Origin of the sequence: Paracoccus acridae (assembly GCF_014642735.1) — a bacterium.
GTDB classification, from domain to species: Bacteria; Pseudomonadota; Alphaproteobacteria; order Rhodobacterales; family Rhodobacteraceae; genus Paracoccus; species Paracoccus acridae.
In genome coordinates this window covers 151,418-171,318 of sequence record NZ_BMIV01000006.1, presented here as the reverse complement: position 1 = coordinate 171,318, position 19,901 = coordinate 151,418, and the positions used below count along the sequence as shown (strand labels likewise).

The following is a 19,901-nucleotide window of genomic DNA, read 5'->3' as shown; positions in this document are numbered from 1 at the left end:
GTGTCCAGTTTGGGCCCGACATTTGGCCGTGGAGCGATGACCAACTCCTGGACCGACATCAAGAATACCGACCTCGTCATTGTCATGGGCGGCAATGCCGCCGAAGCGCATCCCTGCGGCTTCAAATGGGTGACCGAGGCCAAGCACCATCGCGGCGCCAAGCTGATCGTGGTCGATCCGCGCTATAACCGCACGGCCTCCGTGTCGGATTATTATGCGCCGATCCGTCCGGGCAGCGACATCGTGTTCCTGATGGGCATGATCCGCTGGATGATCGAGAACGACAAGGTTCAGTGGGATTACGTCCGCAACTACACCAACGCCTCCTTCCTGGTGAAGGACGAGTTCGGCTGGTCCGACGGGCTTTTCACCGGCTATGACGAGGAAAAGCGCGACTATGACAAGTCGTCCTGGGACTACAAGATGGGCGAGGACGGCTTTGTCCAGACCGATCCCACGCTGCAGGACCCGCGCTGCGTCTGGAACCTGCTGAAAGCCCATGTGGACGCCTACACGCCCGAGATGGTGGAACGCGTCTGCGGCACGCCCAAGGACAAGTTCCTGCACATCGCCGAGATGATCGGCGAATGCTCGTCCCCGACCAAGACCATGACCTCGATGTATGCGCTTGGCTGGACGCAGCATTCCAAGGGTGCGCAGAACATCCGCGGCATGGCGATGCTGCAGCTGATCCTGGGCAATATCGGCGTCCGGGGTGGGGGCATGAACGCGCTGCGCGGCCATTCCAACATCCAGGGCCTGACCGATATCGGTCTGATGTCGAACCTGATCCCGGGATACCTCAACATCCCGACGGAAAAGGAAGCGGACTGGGCGACCTACATGTCCACCCGCGGCTTCAAGCCGATCGTGCCGAACCAGATCAGCTATTGGCAGAACTATCCCAAGTTCATGGTCAGCTTCATGAAGGCCATGTGGGGCGATGCCGCCACGCAGGAAAACGACTGGGCCTATCACTATCTGCCGAAGCTCGACGTGCCAGCCTATGACGGCATGCGCATGTTCGAGCTGATGAACAACGGCAAGGTGAACCTGTATTTCTGCCAGGGCTTCAACCCGATCCTGTCCTTCCCGAACCGCGGCAAGATGACCGAGGCGTTTTCCAAGCTGAAGATGCTGGTGGTCATGGACCCGCTGACGACGGAAACCTCGCATTTCTGGCAGAACCACGGGATCCACAACGACGTGGACAGCGCGGCGATCCAGACCGAGGTGCTGGAACTGCCCACCACCTGCTTCGCCGAGGATGAAGGCGCCCTGGTGAACTCGGGGCGGTGGCTGCAATGGCACTGGCCGGGGGCGACCCCGCCGGGCGAGGCCAAGCACGACACCTGGATCATGGCGCAGATCTTCCTGCGCGTGAAGAAGCTTTATCAGGACGAAGGCGGGGTCTTCCCCGACCCGATCCTGAACCTGACCTGGGATTATCGCGACCCGAACGATCCCAAGGCAGACGAGCTTGCGCGCGAGATGAACGGCCGCGCCCTTGCAACCGTCTATGACGCCGCCGATCCCACCAAGGTCGTGGCCGAGGCCGGGCAGCAACTGTCCAGCTTCGGGCATTACCGCGACGACGGCTCGACCATGGGCGGCTGCTGGATCTATGCCGGCAGCTGGACCGAGGCCGGGAACATGATGGCGCGGCGGGACAACACCGATCCCGACGACACCGGCGCCTTCCTGAACTGGGCCTTCGCATGGCCTGCGAACCGCCGGATCCTGTACAACGCGGCCTCTTGCGATCCGCAGGGCAAGCCGTGGGATCCGTCGCGCAAGATCATCGAATGGACCGGCGAGAAATGGGAAGGCTATGACGTGCCCGACATGCCGATCACGGCCAAGCCGGGCGAGGTCCGCCCCTTCATCATGAACCCGGAAGGTGCGTCGCGCCTGTTCACCCGGGGCATGATGCGGGACGGTCCCTTCCCCACCCATATGGAGCCGTTCGAGGCCCCCATCGCCAACGTGTTCAACCCCAAGATGCGGGGCAACCCGGTGGCGCGGGTCTTCGAAAGCACCGCCGACCAGTTTGCCGAGATCGGGGATCCCGAATTCCCCTTCGTGGCGACCTCCTATCGCCTGACCGAGCATTTCCACTATTGGACCAAGCACAACCCGGTGAACGCCGCGTTGCAGCCCGAGTTCTTCGTGGAGATCAGCGAGGAACTGGCGGCCGAGCGCGGCATCGCGCGCGGCGGACGGGTGCGCGTCTGGTCCAAGCGGGGTGAGGTCTGGGCCAAGGCTGTGGTGACCAAGCGGCTGCGGCCGATGCAGATCGACGGCAAGACCGTCCATGTGATCGGCATTCCGCTGCACTGGGGCTTCGTGGGGGCCGCCAAGAAGGGTTTCGGGCCGAACAGCCTGACGTCCCAGGTGGGCGACGCCAACGTGGAAACGCCTGAATTCAAGGCCTTCATGGTCAATATCGAACCTTCGGCAGAGGAGCCGGTGGCATGAGCGAAACCGCGCCCCAACCCAAGACCGCGGCCTCGAACCCCCCGGTTCAGCCGATCGCGTCGAACCTGCTGCCGTCCGACGTGGTCCGAATTTCGGCCACGCCGAACGTGCCGCAGCCCACGCGGCAACTGGAAAAGGTCGCCAAGCTGATCGACGTCAGCAAGTGCATCGGCTGCAAGGCCTGCCAGTCCGCCTGCATCGAGTGGAACGACACCAAGCCCGAGGTCGAGACCAACGTGGGGGTTTACGAAAACCCCCACGACCTGACGCCGAACATGTTCACCCTGATGCGCTTCACGGAATGGGTGAACCCGGAAACCGACAACCTGGAATGGCTGATCCGCAAGGACGGCTGCATGCATTGCGAGGATCCGGGCTGCCTCAAGGCCTGCCCGGCGCCCGGCGCCATCGTGCAGTATTCCAACGGCATCGTCGATTTCATCCACGAGAACTGCATCGGTTGCGGATACTGCGTGACCGGCTGCCCCTTCGACATCCCGCGCATCAGCAAGGTCGATCACAAGAGCTATAAATGCACCCTGTGTTCCGACCGCGTGGCCGTGGGCCAGGGTCCGGCCTGCGCCAAGGCTTGCCCCACGCAGGCCATCGTCTTCGGCACCAAGGAAGACATGATCGCGCACGCCAACGAACGGGTCGAGGATCTGAAGTCGCGCGGCTATGAAAACGCCGGGATCTATGATCCGGCGGGGGTCGGCGGCACGCATGTCTTCTATGTGCTGCATCACGCCGACAAGCCGTCGATCTATGAAAAGCTGCCGGACGATCCCCGCATCTCGCCGGTGGTCGAAGGCTGGAAGGGCGTGACCAAGACCGCCGGTCTGGCCGTCATGGGCGTGGCAGCCGTCGGCGCCGCGATCCACGGCATCTTCGCCCGCGCCAACAAGGTGGACGAGCACGAGGAGAAAGAGGCCGAGAAGCTGGTCAGCTCCGGCGGTTCGGATGACAGGGGGGCTGTCTGAATGGCGCGTCCCGTTTATTCCGAACCGGGCGACCGGATCGAATCGACCCGCCCGGTGACGGTCAGCCGTTACCGGGGCTTCATCCGGGCCAATCACTGGGTCACGGCGATCTCGCTGATCCTGCTCTTGCTGTCGGGCCTCGCGTTCTTCCACCCGTCGCTCTACTTCCTGACCGGCCTTTTCGGCGGGGGGCAAAGCGCACGGTGGCTGCATCCGATCATCGGCGTGGTGCTGTTCGTCAGCTTCATGGTCATGTTCATCCAGCTGTGGCGGCTGAACCTGCCCACGCCGGACGACCGGAAATGGCTTTCCCAGATCGGCGACGTGGTGAAGGGGAACGAGGAGAACCTGCCCGAGCTTGGCAAGTACAATGCCGGGCAGAAGTTCATCTTCTGGGGCATGACGCTGCTGATCGTGGTGCTGATCGTGTCCGGCATCATGATCTGGGAACAGTTCTTCGGCGACCTGGTGTCGATCCCGACGCGCCGCTGGGCCGTGCTGACCCATGCGCTTGCGGCGGTGGCGATTATCCTGGTCTTCATCCTGCACGTCTATGCGGCCTTCTGGACACGCGGCACGCTGCGGGCCATGACGCGGGGCACCGTGACCGGGGGCTGGGCCTATCGCCACCACCGCAAGTGGCTGCGCGAGCTGGCTGGACGCCGCCAGAACGGCCCGGCAGAATAACGCAAAGGCAAGTGGCCGGACATGAGACCGTCCGGCCCGGAGAGACGATGAACAACAGTCTGAAACCCGACCCTTCGGTCATTGGCGGCGTCCCTGTGGCGCCGCTGGCCTTTCTGCCCGATGCCGCCGCTGTCTTCGACAAGCGGGCCGGGCGCTTCGCCTTTCTGGCGGATCACGGCGGCAACCTGGGGCCCTATATGCGCTTTCTGGCCGACCTGACCGCTTTGCAGGCGCGCCTTGCGCGCGAGTTGCCTGCAGTGACGCCCATTCCCTCGGACCGCGTGGAACTGGCCCGCGCCAGCCGGATGCCCCCCATCGACCGCATGGCGCTTGCCACGGACGAAGGGATGCATGCCACGCTGGACCGCTTCCTGGCCGAGGCCGCGACCCTTGAGATGCCGGAACAGGCCCGCCTTTCGCTGTCCGCCGTGACGGCGTCGGGGATCGCCGACCGGCATTGGCTGCTAGAAAACATCCTGTCCGACCGCATCCCCCACGACAGCGCGGCCCCGCACCTGTTCGTCGGCGCGGCGGTGCAACTGCACCTGGCGCGGCTGGCGGGAACGCTTGACGCGACGAAGCTGGTCAAGATCAGGACCGGCACCTGCCCCACCTGCGGCGGCAAGCCCGCCACGTCATCGGTGATGGGCACGGCGGGCATCGAAAGCACGCGCTATGCCACCTGCGGCTGCTGCGCGACGCAGTGGAACGAGGTGCGCGTCGTCTGCCTTTGCTGCGGATCGAACGCCGCGATCAGCTATCGCAGCGCCGAAACGGACGAGGCGACGGTCAAGGCCGAGGTTTGCGGCGACTGCAAGGGCTGGGTCAAGATCCTGTATCAGGTCAAGAACGCGAGCCTCGATCCCATCGCCGACGACGTGTCCAGCCTGGGCCTGGACATGCTGATGAAGGACACCGACTTCCGGCGCGGCGGCTTCAACCCCTTCATCGCGGGATACTGATGACGGGGTTCCGGGCCCTGCCCTCGGTCGATCAGTTCCTGTTGTCCCCGATGGGCCGGACGCTGATCGACGGCCACGGCCGCACGGCGGTGACGGCGGGGCTGCGGGTCCGGCTTGACGCCGCCCGCGCCGCGATCCGCGACGGCGCCGATGGCGATGCCGAGGCCGCGCGCCTGCCGCATCTGCTGGCCGCCGACCTGGCCGCCGCCGCGCAGTCGGACCTGCGGCCGATGCTGAACCTGACCGGCACCGTCCTGCACACCAATCTGGGTCGCGCGATCCTGGCGGACGAGGCCATCGCGGCCGCAAGCGCAGCCATGGCCGCGCCCCTGGCCCTGGAATTCGACCTGGGCAGTGGCGGACGCGGGCAGCGTGACGACCATCTGCGCGGGCTTCTGTGCGAGCTGTCGGGGGCCGAGGATGCGACCGTCGTCAACAACAATGCCGCCGCCGTCCTGATCGCGCTGAACACCTTCGGCCAAGGACGGCAGGCCATCGTGTCGCGCGGGGAACTGATCGAGATCGGCGGCGCCTTCCGGATGCCCGACATCATGGCCCGCGCTGGAGCGCATCTGGTCGAGGTGGGCACCACCAACCGCACCCACCCTCGCGATTATCAGGATGCGATCACGCCGGACACGGGCCTGATCCTCAAGGTCCATACCTCCAACTATCGCATCGAGGGCTTCACGGCCGAGGTGCCGGCCCCGCACCTCGCGCAGATCGCGGGCAAGGCCGGGGTGGTGCTGCTCAATGACCTGGGCGCGGGGTCGCTGGTCGATCTGGCCGCCTGGGGGCTGCGCCGCGAACCCACCGTGGCCGAGGCCGTGGCCGAAGGCGCGGATCTGGTTACCTTTTCCGGCGACAAGCTGCTAGGCGGGCCGCAGGCGGGTTTCATCGTCGGGCGGCGCGACCTGATCGCGCAGATCAACAGGAACCCGCTGAAACGCGCCGTCCGCCTGGACAAGATCCGCATCGCAGCGTTGGAGGCGACGCTGCGGCTGTACCGCGACCCGGATCGGCTGGCCGAACGCCTGCCCACGCTGCGATACCTGTCGCGCCCGCAGGCCGACATCGCAGCCCAGGCCGCCCAGCTTGCCCCGCAGGTGGCCGCGCTGCTGCCCGGTTACACCGTCACGACGACCGATTGCGCCAGCCAGATCGGATCGGGGGCGCTGCCCACCGATACCATCCCCTCGGCCGGGCTGCGGATCACGGGTGCGGGGGGCGATGCGCCCGACCGGCTGGCCGCGCGGTTGCGCACCCTGCCCCGCCCGGTCATCGGCCATATCCGCGACGGCGCCTTGATCCTGGACCTGCGCTGCCTGGATCGGGACGAGGATCTGCTGGGGGCCTTGTCGGCATGATCGTCGGCACGGCAGGGCATATCGACCACGGCAAGACGGCGCTTGTGAAGGCACTGACCGGCGCGGATACCGACCGCCTGGCCGAGGAGAAGGCGCGCGGCATCACCATCGACCTGGGCTTTGCCTATGCCGACCTGGGTGGCGGCACCATCACCGGCTTTGTCGATGTGCCGGGCCATGAACGGCTGATCCACACCATGCTGGCAGGCGCGGGCGGCATCGACATGGCGCTGCTGGTGGTGGCCGCCGATGACGGCGTGATGCCGCAGACGCGGGAACATGTGGCGATCCTGGACCTTCTGGGCATCGGGCGCGGCATCGTGGCGCTGACCAAGGCCGACCTGGCGGACGATGCGCGCCGCGCCGAAGCCGCGGCCGAAATCCGCGACGCCTTGGCAGGGACCGCCCTGGCCGATGCGCCGATCCTGCCCGTGTCGTCCCTGACCGGCGAGGGGATCGACGCCCTGCGCGCATCCCTGATCGCCGCCGAGACCGCGACGGCCGCCCGCCATGCCGATGGCCCGATGCGCCTGGCCGTGGATCGCAGCTTTACCCTGTCCGGCGCGGGCACGGTGGTCACGGGCACCATGCTGACCGGGCGCGTCGCGGTCGGCGATCAGGTCATCGTCAGCCCGCGCGGCCTGCCCGCCCGCATCCGCGCCATCCACGCGCAGAACCGCCCGGCGACCGAAGGCCTTGCGGGACAGCGATGCGCGCTGAACCTGGCAGGCGAGGCGATCAGCAAGGACGCCATCCATCGGGGCGATGTGGTGCTGTCGCCCGCGCTGCACGCGCCGACCGACCGGATCGACGCTTGGCTGACGGTGCTGCCGTCCGAACCGAAGCCCATCGGCACCTGGTTCCCCGCCCGCCTGCACAGCCATGCGGTCGAAACCGGCGCGCGCATCGTGCCCCTGGGCGATCCGATCCAGCCCGGCCAGGGCGGCCCGGTGCAGATCGTCCTGGACCGGCCCATTGCTGCGGCGGTGCATGACCGCTTCATCCTGCGCGACGTGTCGGCCAGCCGGACCATCGGCGGCGGGGGCTTCCTGGACCTGCGCGCCCCCGCACGCAAGCGCCGCACGCCCGAACGGCTGGCGCTGCTGGACGCCGCCCGCGCCGAGGATCCGGCGGCGGCCCTTGCCGCGATGCTGGCCGTGGCGCCGGTCGATCTGCCGGCCTTTGCCCGCGACCGCAGCCTGTCGCCCGCCGGTCTGGCCGATGCGTTGCGCCGCGCGGATGGGGCGACCATCGGCGACCTGGCCCTTGGCCGGCCGGTGCTGGACGCGCTGCAAGCCCAGTTGACGGACACCCTGACGCAGTTCCACGAAGGCAACCCCGATCTGGCGGGACTGGGCCGCGAACGCCTGCGCCTGCAACTGCAACCGCGCCTGCCGAAGGACGCCTTCCTGGCCTTCCTGCGGGCCGAGGCTGATGTGGGCCGCGCGGTCCTGGACGGCGCCTTCGTCCGCCTGCCCGGCCACGAGGTCCGCCTGACGCCCGAGGACGAGGCCCTGTGGGACCGCATCGCGCCCGCCCTTGCGGGCGAGACCCGCTTTCGCCCGCCGCGCGTGCGCGACTTCGCGACCGAATTCGGCATCGACGAAAAGGACGTGCGTCGCGTCCTGCGCCTGACGCAGAAACTGGGCCGCACCGACCAGATCGCGCATGACCATTTCTTCGCCCGCGAGGTGACCCGAGAGATGGTGGCGATCATCCTGGACGTGGCCGCGCAGTCGCCCGACGGCTGGTTCACCGCGCCCGCCTTTCGCGACCGGGTGCAGAACGGCCGCAAGGTCGCCATCGAGATCCTCGACTTCTTCGACCGCCTTGGCCTGACCTTGCGCCGAGGCGATTTACGTCGCATCAATCCCCATCGCGCCGACCTGTTCGGCGACATTGGAAGGGAATCGTCCCCGGTGGGGCGGCCGGACTTCAAATCCGGTTGGGGCAGCGAGACTGTCCCGGGTGGGTTCGACTCCCATTCCCTTCCGCCATCATCCCAAGGCCAGCCATGAACGAGACCGATTTCGACGACTGGGTGCAGCAGACCTTTGCCGAAACCCAGGGCTTCACGATGCTGATCGTGCTTCTGGGCATCGGCGACGGGCGGATCGACCTGTTGCGGTCGGCCTATCTGCATGTGATCGGGGACGAGATCCGCTGGCCCGACATGACGGCCTATCTAGACGGATCGGGCGTGGCTTGGGACGCGGTGGTCCTGTTCCGCGCCGGCCGCGAGGGGCTGGTCAAGGACGACATCGCCCGCGACCGGCTGGACCAGCTTGTCCGCGCCATGAACGGCGACCGCACCCTGATCCGCGACGGAGAGTTCCTGAACCGCGACGGGCTGCGGCTGCGGCTGGACGACGCCGAGCCCCAGCCGCCGATCCTCAACTGATCAGCAGTCGGGCGCCGTAGCCGCCACGGGTTCGGCCCGGCCGGTCAGGTCCAGACCCCGCGCCGTCGGCGGCTGCCAGGTCGGCGAGGCGTTCACCGCGCCTTGCGTGTTCGTGCCCAGGTGGGATCCGCCCAGGCCGCCGCTCCAGCCGCTGCTGCCGGCGTTGTTGGCCTCGGTGCTGTCGCTTCCCGGCTGCGGCGTCGTGGCGGGCTCGGCCACGGTGCCAGGTGCCGGGCAATCCCCTTCGCCGGACTGGCCGGCTTCCTGCGTGGCGGCCGGCTGCGTTCCCTGGACCTGCCCACCGGGCGCCTGGTTGCGGGCGGCGTCCTGGGCCGCGGCTGCTTCGGTCGCGGCGCGGGGCTGGGCGATGTCGGGGGATGCGGCGGTCTGGGCCCAGCCTGTGCCGGCGGCCAGAAGGCTGGTGGCGATGATGACGCTGAAACGGGTCATGGCGGGCCTTTTGCAGATGGGGACGGCGGAAAACGCCCCGGCCGCCGCGCGGGTTCCGCTTGCAGAGACCTGACCCCGCGACTAGAAGGACGGGAATTTTTCGGGCTGCCGGTCGTGGCGGCCATTATGGCATGAGGACGATGATGCAGGTCACGGAAACGCAGAACGAAGGTCTCAAGCGGGGCTATCAGTTCACCCTGCCGGCAGCTGATCTGGCCGCGACGGTCGATGCGAAGCTGAAGGAAGCGCAGCCCGAAGTCGAGATGAAGGGCTTTCGCAAGGGCAAGGTCCCGATGGCCATGCTGAAGAAGCAGTTCGGCCAGCGTATCCTGGGCGACGCCATGCAGGAAGCCATCGACGGCGCGCTGAAGAACCACCTGGACACCTCGGGCGACCGTCCCGCGACCCAGCCCAAGGTGGAAATGCAGAACGGCGAGACCTGGAAGGAAGGCGACGACGTGGTCGTCAACGTTTCCTACGAGGCGCTGCCCGCGATCCCCGAGGTGGACCTGACCACCCTGACCCTGGAAAAGCTGACCGTCCCGGCCGAGGAAGCCGCCATCAACGAGGCGCTGGAGAACCTGGCGAAGTCGGCCCAGTCCTTCGAGGACCGCAAGAAGGGCAGCAAGGCCAAGGACGGCGACCAGGTGGTCATCGACTTCAAGGGCTTTGTCGATGGCGAGGCCTTCGAGGGCGGCGCGGGCGAGGATTACCCGCTGGTGCTGGGCTCGAACAGCTTCATCCCGGGCTTCGAGGACCAGCTGGTCGGCGCCAAGGCCGATGACGACGTGACGGTGAACGTCAAGTTCCCCGATCAATACGGCGCCCCGCATCTGGCGGGCAAGGACGCCACCTTCGAATGCAAGGTCAAGGCAGTGAAGGCCCCCAAGGCCGCGGAGATCGACGACGAGCTGGCCAAGAAGTTCGGCGCCGAGGATTTGGAAGGCCTGAGGAAGCAGATCGCCGGCCGCCTGGAACAGGAATATGCCGGCGCCGCCCGTGCGATCCTGAAGCGCTCGCTGCTGGACCAGCTTGACGAGAAGGTGAAGTTCGACCTGCCCGAATCGCTGGTCGAGGCCGAGGCGCAGCAGATCGCCCACCAGCTGTGGCACGAGGAAAACCCCGAGGTCCACGACCACAACCACGGCAACATCGAGCCGACCGAGGAACACAAGAAGCTGGCCGAGCGTCGCGTGCGCCTGGGCCTGCTGCTGGCCGAGATCGGCCAGAAGGCCGAGGTGACCGTCACCGACCAGGAAATGACCCAGGCCGTGCTGCGCGCCGCGCGTCAGTATCCCGGCCAGGAACGCGCCTTCTTCGAGTTCGTCCAGCAGAACCAGGCCGTTCAGCAGCAGCTGCGCGCCCCGATCTTCGAGGACAAGGTCGTCGATCACATCGCCGAACAGGCGCAGGTCACCGAAAAGACCGTGACCAAGGAAGAACTGGAAAAGGCCGTCGAGGCCCTGGACGAGCTTTGATCGTCCCTTTTCACTGAACCGAAAGGCCGCGCCATCCCGCGCGGCCTTTTCAATTGCGGCCACCTTGTGAGGTGGCCGGGTACCCCCTATCTTGCGGCCATGTCAGCACAACTCCACCTTATGAAGCTTTGCGTGGGCGCCGAAGGCCCCGAGGATCTGGCCGAATGGCAGCGGCGTTTCGGCGACGGCCATGCCGTCCATGTCACCCGCATGTGGCCCAAGCGAGAGGATGAGCTTCTGGCGGGCGGGTCGATCTTCTGGGTCTTCAAGGGCGTCATGCTGGCCCGCCAGCGGATCGTCCGGCTGGACGAACACCACCGCGACGACGGCATCCGCCGCTGCGCGCTGATCCTGGATCGCGACATCGTGCCGGTCACGGCCGTGCCGCGCCGCCCCTTCCAGGGCTGGCGCTATCTTTCCGCCCAGGATGCGCCCGCCGACATGCCGCGCGGTCGGGAAGGCGACGCCGCCCTGCCCCCGCAGATGGCGGCCGCGCTTGCCGAGATGGGCCTTGTCTGACGCTTGACGAGGCCCGCGCCTTCGTTTAGCCAAGGCGCCACGCGGGTGTAGCTCAATGGTAGAGCAGCAGCTTCCCAAGCTGAATACGAGGGTTCGATTCCCTTCACCCGCTCCAATCCCCTGCTTGACCGATCCGCATCGCCGCGTCGAAAGCGCATCGGCGGCTTTTCCCCGGGATGATCCCTTTTTCGCCTATCTCCGAATGCGAGCGTGTTTCGGTTTGACATGATGCCGACTGCGGCCGGTAATCGAGGGACGCGGCCTTGGGATGCCGCATCTTGCGACGGGAAGCTCGAGCATGAAAATCACGGTCATTTCCCTGCTGGCGGCAGGCTTGGCGATCGGCATCGGCGGACAGGCGAATGCGGCCACCCTGGCCCGGTTCGATATCAGCCTGCGATACGAGGGCACGACATACACCGATCTATCGGTAACGGATTACGGCACCGCCGGTCCGGCCGATCCGGCGGGATGGCGGGATCATTACTTCGATACCCTTCTGGCCGAGGAAAGCGCCCTGGCGCTGCCGACCCTGCGACCGGGGCTGGCCATCGGCGACATGGTGGCGTTCCGCGCCACGCTGGCCGTCCCCGAGGATCCCGGCGACATGATCGCCCCCTTCGACAATGGCGGCCACGCGCTGCGCTGCAATCTTGCCGGTGTCGGCTGCACGGACGGCGTGACGGCCACCTATGCCGACGGCGATATGCTGTTTGGCGAATTTCGGTCGCTGACGGTCGATGCGACACCGGGCGGGGCGCTGACCTATCTGTTCAACAACGACTATCTGTCGTCCGAGTCGCTGGGCTGGGGAACGATGACCTTCTTCAACAGAATGGCCGAGTTCACCGTTCTGTCCGTCAACCAGCCCGCGCCGGTGCCGCTGCCCATGTCGGCGGGCCTTCTGGGCCTGGGGATCGGCGCCCTGGCGATGACGCGCCGTCGCCGCAAGCCAGCCTGATCGAATGCCCCTGCGCTGAACAACGAAAAAGGCCGCGACAGTGTCGCGGCCTTTCGGTTTCGGATGTTCCGGGTCAGAACCCGAACGAGAACTTGCGCACGACCCCGAACTTGATCGCGGGCTGGTATTCGTCCTGGACCACCGGCGAATCCGCGGCATCGCCGATCAGCTTGCCGTATTCGATTTCGCCCAGAAGCGAGGTGTTTTCCGTCAGAGCGTATTGCGCCTCGAAGGTGATCGACGCCTTGTTGAAGCCGCCGCCGATGTCATAGGCGGGACGGCCCCCGATCGCCTCCTCGGGGGTGACGCCGAAATAGGTGGCGTTGTAATCGCCGTCGCCATAGCCGAAGCTCAGGCCCGACCAAAGGGTGACGCGGTCGGACAGTTCGGTGCGGTATCTTGCGCCGACTTCCCCGGTCAGCCCCTCGTGCCCGTCAAAGCCCTTGCGGACCGAACCGAAGGCCGTCACCGGACCCGCGCCATAGCTGACGCGCAGACCCAGTTCATAGGCGCGGTCGATGTCCTTCATCCCCGCCAGATCGTCGCTGTCCGACGCATCGCGTTCGCCGACCGTCCCGAAGGAGGGAGAGATCGCGAAACCCTCGCGCAGGTTGCTGCCCCGGGGGCCGAAGCCCGCGTTGCGCCAGATCAGCCAGGGACCGGCCTCGGCATCGTCGGAACCCGGATAATCCGGGCCGACATCCACGCCGACCCCCAGATCGACCGAAAACTCGCGGCCTGCAAAGCCGAAATCCTGCGCATGAGCACCCGTGGCAGCGGATGCGGCAAGGACGGCCAAGGCCAGCACATGTTTCATGGTCGTTTCCTTCAGGAGGGGTCGGCGGGATGTAATCGCTTCCTAGGGTCGAATCGTTACACTGCACAAGGCGCCACGGGCCAATCGTTAACGATCATCGCCCGGGCGGCACATTTGCGCAACAGCTATCCCCGCTCCGCGCCTTCCAGATTTTCCAACGCATTCATCCAGATATCCTCGGCCCGCGCCATGGCCTGCACGGCTTCGGCGCGCTTGGCGGACCAGCGTTTCGCCTCGTGCGGGTCGTTGTACAGCGCCGGATCGGCCAGCTTCACGTCCAGCTTCTGCAGCATCTCGGCCAGCTTCTGGACGCGTTCCTCGGCCCGGCGGGCCTCGGCGCGCAGGGCCAGCAACTCGTCGCGCGGCGCGCGTTTCGGCGCGGATTTCGGCTTTTCCTCGACCACCTTCGGCTCGTCCCCGCCCAGCAGGAAGCGGCGGTAATCGTCCAGGTCGCCCTCGTATGGCGCGACGGCCCCGTCACGCACCAGCCACAGCCGGTCCGCGACCAGGCCCAGCAGGTGCATGTCGTGGCTGACCAGCACCACCGCGCCGGTATAGTCGTTCAGCGCCTCGGTCAGGGCTTCGCGGGATTCGATGTCCAGGTGGTTGGTCGGTTCGTCCAGGATCAGCAGATGCGGCGCGTCGATGGTCGCGATCAGCAGCGACAGCCGCGCCTTCTGCCCGCCGGACAGTTGGCCGACCTTTGTTTCGGCCTGCGCCTCCATCAGGCCGAAGCCCGCCAGGCGCGCGCGAAGCCGGGGCGGCGCCTCGTTCGGGCGAAGCCTGCGGATATGGTCCAGGGGCGTTTCGGCCAGATCCAGTTCGTCCACCTGGTGCTGGGCGAAGTATCCGATGCGCAGCTTGGACGACCGGGTCAGCTTGCCCTCCATCGCGGGCAGGCGTTCGGCCAGAAGCTTGGACAGCGTCGATTTCCCCTGCCCGTTCCGGCCCAGAAGGGCGATCCGGTCGTCCTGGTCGATGCGCAGCGACAGCTTGCGCAGGACCGCGCGCCCGTCATAGCCGACGCTGACCCCTTCCATCGCGACGATGGGGGGCGACAGTTCCTCGGGCTGGGGAAAGCCGAAGCGGTGGAACTTGGCTTCCTCGGGCGCGGTGATCGGCTCCATCCGGGCCAGCATCTTGACGCGGGCTTGGGCCTGGCGGGCCTTGCTGGCCTTGGCGCCGAAGCGGTCCACGAAGCTTTGCAGATGCGCGCGGCGGGCCTGCTGCTTCTTGGCCTCGGCCGCTTGCAGGGCGCGGCGTTCGGCCCGCATCCGCGCGAAATCGTCATAGCCGCCGGTGTAGAGCGTCAGCTTGCGGTTTTCGAGATGCAGGATATGGCCGACGGCGCGGTTCAAAAGGTCGCGGTCGTGGCTGATGATGATGACCGTGTGCGGATAGCGCGCCAGATAGGTTTCCAGCCACAGCGCGCCTTCCAGGTCCAGATAGTTCGTGGGTTCGTCCAGCAGCAGCAGGTCGGGCTGCGCGAACAGCACGCCCGCCAGCGCCACGCGCATCCGCCAGCCGCCGGAAAAGTCGCTGGTGGGCCGCGCCTGGTCGGCGGTGGAAAAGCCGAGGCCGTCCAGGATGGACGCCGCCCGCGCCTCGGCCGACCAGGCGTCGATATCGGCAAGCCGGGTCTGGATGTCCGCGATGCGATGCGCGTCGGTGGCGCTGTGGCTTTCCGCCAGCAGGGCCGCGCGTTCCTTGTCCTCGGCCAGGACAGTTTCCAGGACCGAGGTCGCGGTCCCCGCCGCCTCTTGCGCGACGCCGCCGATGCGGGCGCGACTGGGCAGGCTGATGTCGCCGCCGTCGAGGCTCAGTTCGCCGCGGATCAGCCGGAACAGCGTGGTCTTTCCCGCGCCGTTGGGACCGACAAGGCCGACCTTGTGGCCTTCGGGAATGGTGGCCGAGGCCCCTTCGAACAAGGGGCGGCCCTGGATGGAATAGGATATGTCGTCGATGCGCAGCATGGCCGGGGCATGGCCGATGCAGGGGGCGGCGTCAAGCGGCGACCGCCCCGCCGCGCCCCGGCGTCATGCGGCACGGGGCCGAGGCGTCAGTTGGCCGGTTCGGCCGGGGCGGCGTCTGCGGGGGCGGCATCCGCCGGCGCTGCGTCGGCCGGGGGCGCGTCTGCGGGCGCGGCGTCTGCTGGGGCAGTATCCGCAGGCGCGGCTTCTGCTGGGGCTGCCTCCGCCGGTGCGGCATCCGCCGGTGCGGCGTCAGCAGGGGGCGCGGTGCCCGGCGCGTTTTCGATCGGCAGGGGCGCGGTATCCGTCGTTTCGACTGCGGCCTCTGCAGCGGTTTCGGACCGGTCGCGTCCCGACAGGACCATGAAGGCGACCATGATCAGAAAACCGGCGGGGATCAGCGCGTAAATCAGCGACCGGGGCATGCCGCGGCTGGGTTTGGGTTCGGTGGCCATGGCGGGGTTCCTTTCCAGTGTCGGGGGGATAACCGGAAAGAGGCAGAGAAGTTTCAGCGCAAGAGACGCCTCGGGGGCCAGGCTGCCGGTCCTCCTCGAAGCCTTGTTCTTGAAGGACGGGCCTGTCGGGTGTAGGTTCGCCATTCAGCAGGAGTTATGGACATGAACAAGCGTCACCGGTGATCCGGCCAATCGACACTTGCAGTCGGCCCGCCTGACAGGCGTGCCTTCGTTCAATCCTTGTCCAAGGTTTTTTCATGACCAGACTTGCAGGCAAGACCTCCCTGGTAACAGGGGCGGCGCGCGGCATCGGTGAAGCCATCGCCAAGGCCTTCGCATCTGAGGGGGCGCAGGTCATCGTGACCGATATCGACACTGACCAGGGCGAGGCCGTCGCGGATGCCATCGGCGGAACCTTCCTTCGCCTGGACGTGTCATCCGAAGCGGACTGGGACAATGTCGCAAGACGGTTTCCTACCCTGGACATCCTTGTGAACAACGCCGGGATCACGGGTTTCGAGGAACAGCCGACCCCCAGCCACGATCCGGAAAATGCCCAGCTTTCCCATTGGCGGGCCGTTCATGCCGTGAACCTGGACGGCACCTTCCTGGGATGCCGCTACGCGATCCGCGCCATGCGTGCCAAGGGGGCGGGGTCCATCATCAACATCTCCTCTCGGTCGGGGGTGGTCGGGGTTCCGATGGCAGCGGCCTATGCGTCGTCGAAGGCGGCGATCCGCAACCACACCAAAAGCGTGGCGCTCTATTGCGCCGCACAGGGTCTGAACATCCGCTGCAACTCGATCCATCCCGCCGCCGTGATGACCCCGATGTGGGAGCCGATGCTGGGCCAAGGCCCGGCCCGGGCGGAACGCGAAGCGGCCATCGTGGCGGACACACCCATGCGCCGGTTCGGCAGGCCCGAGGAGGTGGCGGCGATCGCGGTTCTTCTTGCCTCGGACGAAGCCGCCTACATGACCGGGGCGGAATTGACGATCGACGGCGGCATCCTGGCAGGCTCGACAGGCATCTGACGCTGGCCCCTGCGCGGCCCGCCATCCTTCCGACGAAAAAGGCCCCGCCAATCGGCGAGGCCCCATCTTCATCCTAGCCGCAGATCAATAGCGCGAGGCCATCGCCGACAGCGGCAGCGGGACGATCTTGTCGGCGTTGCCGGCCGTGCCGAAGGCCTCGAAGCGGTCCTTGCAGACCTGCGACATCATCTGCATCGCGGGCTTGAGGTATTTGCGCGGGTCGAACTCGGACGGTTCTTCCGAGAAGACCTTGCGGATCGCGGCGGTCATGGCCAGGCGGTTGTCGGTGTCGATGTTGACCTTGCGAACGCCGTGCTTGATGCCGCGCTGGATCTCCTCGACTGGGACGCCCCAGGTCGGCTTGATGTCGCCGCCATAGCTGTTGATGATCTGCTGCAGATCCTCGGGGACGGAGGACGAGCCGTGCATCACCAAATGGGTGTTGGGCAGACGGGTGTGGATTTCCTCGATCACATGCATCGCTAGGATGTCGCCGTCGGGCTTGCGCGAGAACTTGTAGGCGCCGTGCGAGGTGCCCATGGCGATCGCCAGCGCGTCCACGTTCGTGTCGTTGACGAAGCGCACGGCCTCGTCCGGGTCGGTCAGAAGCTGGTCGTGGCCCAGTTGCTCGGTCGCGCCGTGGCCGTCCTCCTGGTCGCCCATGCCGGTTTCCAGGCTGCCCAGGACGCCCAGTTCGCCCTCCACGGACACGCCGCAGGCATGGGCCATCTGCACCACCTGGGCGGTCACGTCGCGGTTATAGTCGTAATCGGCGGGCGTCTTGCCGTCGGCCTTCAGCGAGCCGTCCATCATCACGCTGGTGAAGCCGTTCTGGATGGCGGTGGCGCAGGTCGCCAAGCCGTTGCCGTGGTCAAGATGCATGCACAGCGGGATGTCGGGAAATGCCCTGGCAAAGCCCTGGATCAGGCCCGCCAGCACCAGGTCGTTGGCATAGGCGCGCGCGCCCCGGCTGGCCTGCAGGATCACCGGAGACTTCGTCGCCTGCGCGGCGGTCATGATCGCCAGGCCCTGCTCCATGTTGTTGATGTTGAAGGCGGGGACTGCGTAGCCATTCTCGGCCGCGTGGTCGAGAAGCTGGCGCAGGGTAATCATAGCCATGAAATCTTATCCTTTGCTTGGCCCGGCAAGATAGCCGAGGATCGTCTCGACCTCGTCCTTAGCGCCGAATATCAGGGGCGTCATGTCGTGTACCGCTAACGGTTTGCGATAACGGATGGGCTGAGTGCCGTCGGATGCAAGCCCGCCCGCCTGTTCGACCAGAAAGGCGATGGGCACGCATTCATAGACCAGCCGCAGCCGGCCGTTCTGGTATCCGGGGCGGCGGTCGGCGGGGTAAAGGAAGGCCCCGCCGTTCAGCAGGATGCGGTGCAATTCGCCCACGGCGGCGGCCAGCCAGCGCATGTTGAAGTCGCGCCCGCGCGGCCCGTCCTTGCCCGCCCGCAGGTCCGCGACCCAACGTTGCAGGCCCGGTTCCCAGTGGCGTTCGTTGGACGCGTTATAGGCGATGGTGGATGCGGTGGCTTTCAGCGCGACGTTTTCGCGCACCATGCGGAATTCGCCCGCATCGGCGTCCCAACCGGCGATATGGGTGCCGTCGCCCAGCGACCAGCCGAAATCCATCGAATGGCCGAAACTGGCATAGCCCGCAGCCACCACTGCTTCGCCCGTGCGCAGGAAACCCTCGGGCGCGGCGGGCAGGATGGAAAACAGCATCCCCAGGGGCGCGCCGATGCCGATGCTGCCCGACCCGTCGATGGGATCCATCGCCACGTCCCATTCGCCGTCGGGGTTGAGGGGGATGACCGCCTCGACCTCCTCGGACAGGACCTGGCGGACGCCCGCGCGGCGCAGCACCTCGATCATGTGGTGATGGGCGCCGACATCCAGCGCCTTCTGCTTGTCGCCGGAGTCGTTCACGCCCACGATCTCGGTCGGGTCGCCGTGCAGGCGTCCCGCGGCCAGGCGCTGCATCAGCGGCAACTGGGCCTCGGCTATGGCGTGGACGATGGCGGCGGGGCCGTCGCCGGTCAAGACCTGCGACAGCAGGCGGCCCACAGGCGGGCCGTCATTCGGCAGTTTCAGCATTCGTCAGGCCTTGTTGTATTTCGAATCGACCGCGACGATGGCGTTCACGTTGCCTGCGGACTTGCCGGCCTTGTCGAAGTTCTCGGTCTCGGCCAGCCAGGCGTCGGCGATGGCCTTGGCCAGTTCCGGGCCGATCACGCGGGCGCCCATGGTGATGATCTGCGCGTCGTTCGACAGCGCGGCGCGGGTGGCGGAATAGGTGTCATGGGTCAGCGCGGCGCGGATGCCGGGCACCTTGTTGGCCGCGATGCAGACGCCGATGCCGGTGCCGCAGACCAGGATGGCGCGGTCGAAAGTGCCGTCCTTGACCTGGCTCGCCACCCGGTCGGACAGGTTGGCATAGAAGGCGTCGGGGCCTTCGTCGGTGCGGCTGATTTCGGACACCTGATGCTTGTCCTTCAGGTGGTCGGCCAGGACCTTGGCCAGACCCTCGCCCGCGCTGTCGCCTGCGATTGCCAGTTTCATTTCGTCTCTCCGATGGTTGCGGCGCAGCGCGCCAGGATGTCGAGATAGCCGTCCACGTTCCAGGCGGACCGGCCGATGAACAGCCCGTCGATATGCGGGCAGGAAATCAGTTCCTCGCAATTGCCCGGATTGACCGAGCCACCGTAAAGGCAGGGCACGCGTCGCCCCAGGATGTTCTGCGCGACCGCGACGATCTCGGCCTGGCGGGCATCGGCATAGTCGGACGTGGCGGGGATCCCGTTAACGCCGATGGCCCAGACCGGTTCATAGGCCAGCAGGATCGTGGCGTTCTTTTGGTCGCCCGACAGGCGGGACAGCGCGCCGCGCACCTGGGTTTCCAGCACGTCCTGCGCGCGGCCGGATTCGCGTTCGGCCAGCGTCTCGCCGATGCAGATCAGCGGGATCAGCCCGTGGTGCACGGCGGCCTCGGTCTTCAGGCCCACGGTCTCGTCCGTCTCGCCGAAATGCTCGCGGCGTTCCGAATGGCCCAGTTCCACGATGTCGAGGTTGCAGTCACGCAGCATCACGGGGCTGATCTCGCCCGTCCAGGCGCCTTCGTCGGCCCAGTGCATGTTCTGCGCACCGACCTTCACGGATGTGCCTGACAGCCATTCCTTGACCTGGCGCACGGCGGTGAAGGGCGGGATCACGAAACGCTGGATGCGCGGGTCGCGGTCCTTGTCGGCGGCGGCCAGTCCTTCGGCAAAGACGCGCGCCTGATCCAGCGTCTTGTTCATCTTCCAGCTTGTGCCGATCCAGAAATCCGTCATG

General features: G+C 66.7%; 18 protein-coding genes, 2 tRNA genes and 1 pseudogene. 13 read left to right on the top strand and 8 right to left on the bottom strand.

Annotated elements, in window-relative coordinates:
- From fdnG to IEX25_RS10950, 8 genes and pseudogenes are all read left to right on the top strand, one after another.
- Nucleotides 1-2,478, top strand: coding sequence for a formate dehydrogenase-N subunit alpha (gene fdnG, locus IEX25_RS10985; protein ID WP_205049000.1), 2,478 nt, complete (start codon nucleotides 1-3; stop codon nucleotides 2,476-2,478).
- A complete protein-coding gene (gene fdxH / locus IEX25_RS10980; RefSeq protein WP_103171635.1) occupies nucleotides 2,475-3,458 on the top strand; it encodes a formate dehydrogenase subunit beta in 984 nt (327 codons plus the stop codon). Before fdnG ends, fdxH begins: the two co-directional genes overlap by 4 nt.
- Entirely contained in the window at nucleotides 3,459-4,145 is a 687-nt protein-coding gene (locus IEX25_RS10975) for a formate dehydrogenase subunit gamma (protein ID WP_103171634.1), read from the top strand.
- 47 nt (nucleotides 4,146-4,192) lie between these two features.
- The gene (gene fdhE / locus IEX25_RS10970; protein ID WP_103171633.1) at nucleotides 4,193-5,107 is read left to right on the top strand and encodes a formate dehydrogenase accessory protein FdhE; all 915 of its coding nucleotides are present in this window, start codon (nucleotides 4,193-4,195) and stop codon (nucleotides 5,105-5,107) included.
- Nucleotides 5,107-6,474 (top strand): L-seryl-tRNA(Sec) selenium transferase, encoded by a 1,368-nt coding sequence (gene selA, locus IEX25_RS10965; RefSeq protein ID WP_103171632.1) that lies wholly within the window; start codon nucleotides 5,107-5,109, stop codon nucleotides 6,472-6,474. Before fdhE ends, selA begins: the two co-directional genes overlap by 1 nt.
- Nucleotides 6,471-8,327 (top strand): annotated as a pseudogene (gene selB / locus IEX25_RS10960) (selenocysteine-specific translation elongation factor); the annotation flags it as partial. The gene selA and the pseudogene selB, both read left to right, overlap by 4 nt.
- Nucleotides 8,328-8,375: 48 nt before the next feature.
- Nucleotides 8,376-8,471, top strand: a tRNA-Sec gene (locus IEX25_RS10955).
- A 17-nt stretch (nucleotides 8,472-8,488) separates the two neighbouring features.
- Complete coding sequence (locus IEX25_RS10950) at nucleotides 8,489-8,875, top strand: hypothetical protein (RefSeq protein ID WP_103171546.1); 387 nt, start codon at nucleotides 8,489-8,491, stop codon at nucleotides 8,873-8,875.
- Here the strand turns inward: IEX25_RS10950 and IEX25_RS10945 are convergent, their stop codons facing one another.
- On the bottom strand, nucleotides 8,876-9,325 hold the full coding sequence (locus tag IEX25_RS10945) for a hypothetical protein (protein WP_103171545.1): 450 nt from the start codon (nucleotides 9,323-9,325) through the stop codon (nucleotides 8,876-8,878).
- Nucleotides 9,326-9,468: 143 nt separating this feature from the next.
- On the opposite strand from IEX25_RS10945, the gene tig reads away from it, so the two are divergent.
- From tig to IEX25_RS10925, 4 genes are all read left to right on the top strand, one after another.
- The gene (gene tig / locus IEX25_RS10940) at nucleotides 9,469-10,803 is read left to right on the top strand and encodes a trigger factor (RefSeq protein ID WP_103171698.1); all 1,335 of its coding nucleotides are present in this window, start codon (nucleotides 9,469-9,471) and stop codon (nucleotides 10,801-10,803) included.
- 99 nt (nucleotides 10,804-10,902) lie between these two features.
- Entirely contained in the window at nucleotides 10,903-11,322 is a 420-nt protein-coding gene (locus IEX25_RS10935; RefSeq protein ID WP_103171544.1) for a DUF1489 family protein, read from the top strand.
- A 41-nt stretch (nucleotides 11,323-11,363) separates the two neighbouring features.
- A tRNA-Gly gene (locus IEX25_RS10930) sits at nucleotides 11,364-11,437 on the top strand.
- A gap of 183 nt (nucleotides 11,438-11,620) precedes the next feature.
- Nucleotides 11,621-12,283 carry a hypothetical protein gene (locus IEX25_RS10925; RefSeq protein ID WP_103171543.1) on the top strand — a complete coding sequence of 221 codons (663 nt, stop codon included), beginning with the start codon at nucleotides 11,621-11,623 and terminating at the stop codon, nucleotides 12,281-12,283.
- Between the two features lie 73 nt (nucleotides 12,284-12,356).
- Here the strand turns inward: IEX25_RS10925 and IEX25_RS10920 are convergent, their stop codons facing one another.
- The 3 genes from IEX25_RS10920 to IEX25_RS10910 all read right to left on the bottom strand — a co-directional run bounded on the left by IEX25_RS10920 (nucleotide 12,357) and on the right by IEX25_RS10910 (nucleotide 15,525).
- Nucleotides 12,357-13,100 (bottom strand): MipA/OmpV family protein, encoded by a 744-nt coding sequence (locus tag IEX25_RS10920; protein WP_103171542.1) that lies wholly within the window; start codon nucleotides 13,098-13,100, stop codon nucleotides 12,357-12,359.
- Between the two features lie 125 nt (nucleotides 13,101-13,225).
- Complete coding sequence (locus IEX25_RS10915; RefSeq protein WP_103171541.1) at nucleotides 13,226-15,073, bottom strand: ABC-F family ATP-binding cassette domain-containing protein; 1,848 nt, start codon at nucleotides 15,071-15,073, stop codon at nucleotides 13,226-13,228.
- Between the two features lie 86 nt (nucleotides 15,074-15,159).
- A complete protein-coding gene (locus tag IEX25_RS10910; protein WP_188715144.1) occupies nucleotides 15,160-15,525 on the bottom strand; it encodes a hypothetical protein in 366 nt (121 codons plus the stop codon).
- A 257-nt stretch (nucleotides 15,526-15,782) separates the two neighbouring features.
- On the opposite strand from IEX25_RS10910, the gene IEX25_RS10905 reads away from it, so the two are divergent.
- Complete coding sequence (locus tag IEX25_RS10905; RefSeq protein ID WP_103171540.1) at nucleotides 15,783-16,559, top strand: glucose 1-dehydrogenase; 777 nt, start codon at nucleotides 15,783-15,785, stop codon at nucleotides 16,557-16,559.
- Between the two features lie 84 nt (nucleotides 16,560-16,643).
- On the opposite strand, the gene fba is transcribed toward IEX25_RS10905, so the two are convergent.
- Genes fba through IEX25_RS10885 form a run of 4 tightly spaced genes read right to left on the bottom strand, consistent with a single transcriptional unit; the run spans nucleotide 16,644 to nucleotide 19,900 of the window.
- Nucleotides 16,644-17,678 (bottom strand): class II fructose-bisphosphate aldolase, encoded by a 1,035-nt coding sequence (fba, locus tag IEX25_RS10900; protein WP_103171539.1) that lies wholly within the window; start codon nucleotides 17,676-17,678, stop codon nucleotides 16,644-16,646.
- Between the two features lie 6 nt (nucleotides 17,679-17,684).
- The gene (locus tag IEX25_RS10895) at nucleotides 17,685-18,665 is read right to left on the bottom strand and encodes a class 1 fructose-bisphosphatase (RefSeq protein ID WP_103171538.1); all 981 of its coding nucleotides are present in this window, start codon (nucleotides 18,663-18,665) and stop codon (nucleotides 17,685-17,687) included.
- 3 nt (nucleotides 18,666-18,668) lie between these two features.
- Complete coding sequence (gene derI / locus IEX25_RS10890; protein ID WP_103171537.1) at nucleotides 18,669-19,130, bottom strand: D-erythrulose-4-phosphate isomerase; 462 nt, start codon at nucleotides 19,128-19,130, stop codon at nucleotides 18,669-18,671.
- Nucleotides 19,127-19,900 carry a triose-phosphate isomerase gene (locus IEX25_RS10885; protein ID WP_188715142.1) on the bottom strand — a complete coding sequence of 258 codons (774 nt, stop codon included), beginning with the start codon at nucleotides 19,898-19,900 and terminating at the stop codon, nucleotides 19,127-19,129. The genes derI and IEX25_RS10885 overlap by 4 nt, the downstream gene beginning before the upstream one ends.
- Nucleotide 19,901 lies beyond the last annotated feature (1 nt).

What these genes read in the sequence shown, in the direction of transcription:
- fdxH (WP_103171635.1), top strand. Translation starts at nt 2,475, where the DNA reads ATGAGCGAAACCGCGCCCCAACCCAAGACCGCGGCCTCGAACCCCCCG.
- IEX25_RS10975 (WP_103171634.1), top strand. Translation starts at nt 3,459, where the DNA reads ATGGCGCGTCCCGTTTATTCCGAACCGGGCGACCGGATCGAATCGACC.
- fdhE (WP_103171633.1), top strand. Translation starts at nt 4,193, where the DNA reads ATGAACAACAGTCTGAAACCCGACCCTTCGGTCATTGGCGGCGTCCCT.
- selA (WP_103171632.1), top strand. Translation starts at nt 5,107, where the DNA reads ATGACGGGGTTCCGGGCCCTGCCCTCGGTCGATCAGTTCCTGTTGTCC.
- IEX25_RS10950 (WP_103171546.1), top strand. Translation starts at nt 8,489, where the DNA reads ATGAACGAGACCGATTTCGACGACTGGGTGCAGCAGACCTTTGCCGAA.
- IEX25_RS10945 (WP_103171545.1), bottom strand. Translation starts at nt 9,325, where the DNA reads ATGACCCGTTTCAGCGTCATCATCGCCACCAGCCTTCTGGCCGCCGGC.
- tig (WP_103171698.1), top strand. Translation starts at nt 9,469, where the DNA reads ATGCAGGTCACGGAAACGCAGAACGAAGGTCTCAAGCGGGGCTATCAG.
- IEX25_RS10935 (WP_103171544.1), top strand. Translation starts at nt 10,903, where the DNA reads ATGTCAGCACAACTCCACCTTATGAAGCTTTGCGTGGGCGCCGAAGGC.
- IEX25_RS10925 (WP_103171543.1), top strand. Translation starts at nt 11,621, where the DNA reads ATGAAAATCACGGTCATTTCCCTGCTGGCGGCAGGCTTGGCGATCGGC.
- IEX25_RS10920 (WP_103171542.1), bottom strand. Translation starts at nt 13,100, where the DNA reads ATGAAACATGTGCTGGCCTTGGCCGTCCTTGCCGCATCCGCTGCCACG.
- IEX25_RS10915 (WP_103171541.1), bottom strand. Translation starts at nt 15,073, where the DNA reads ATGCTGCGCATCGACGACATATCCTATTCCATCCAGGGCCGCCCCTTG.
- IEX25_RS10910 (WP_188715144.1), bottom strand. Translation starts at nt 15,525, where the DNA reads ATGGCCACCGAACCCAAACCCAGCCGCGGCATGCCCCGGTCGCTGATT.
- IEX25_RS10905 (WP_103171540.1), top strand. Translation starts at nt 15,783, where the DNA reads ATGACCAGACTTGCAGGCAAGACCTCCCTGGTAACAGGGGCGGCGCGC.
- fba (WP_103171539.1), bottom strand. Translation starts at nt 17,678, where the DNA reads ATGGCTATGATTACCCTGCGCCAGCTTCTCGACCACGCGGCCGAGAAT.
- IEX25_RS10895 (WP_103171538.1), bottom strand. Translation starts at nt 18,665, where the DNA reads ATGCTGAAACTGCCGAATGACGGCCCGCCTGTGGGCCGCCTGCTGTCG.
- derI (WP_103171537.1), bottom strand. Translation starts at nt 19,130, where the DNA reads ATGAAACTGGCAATCGCAGGCGACAGCGCGGGCGAGGGTCTGGCCAAG.
- IEX25_RS10885 (WP_188715142.1), bottom strand. Translation starts at nt 19,900, where the DNA reads ATGACGGATTTCTGGATCGGCACAAGCTGGAAGATGAACAAGACGCTG.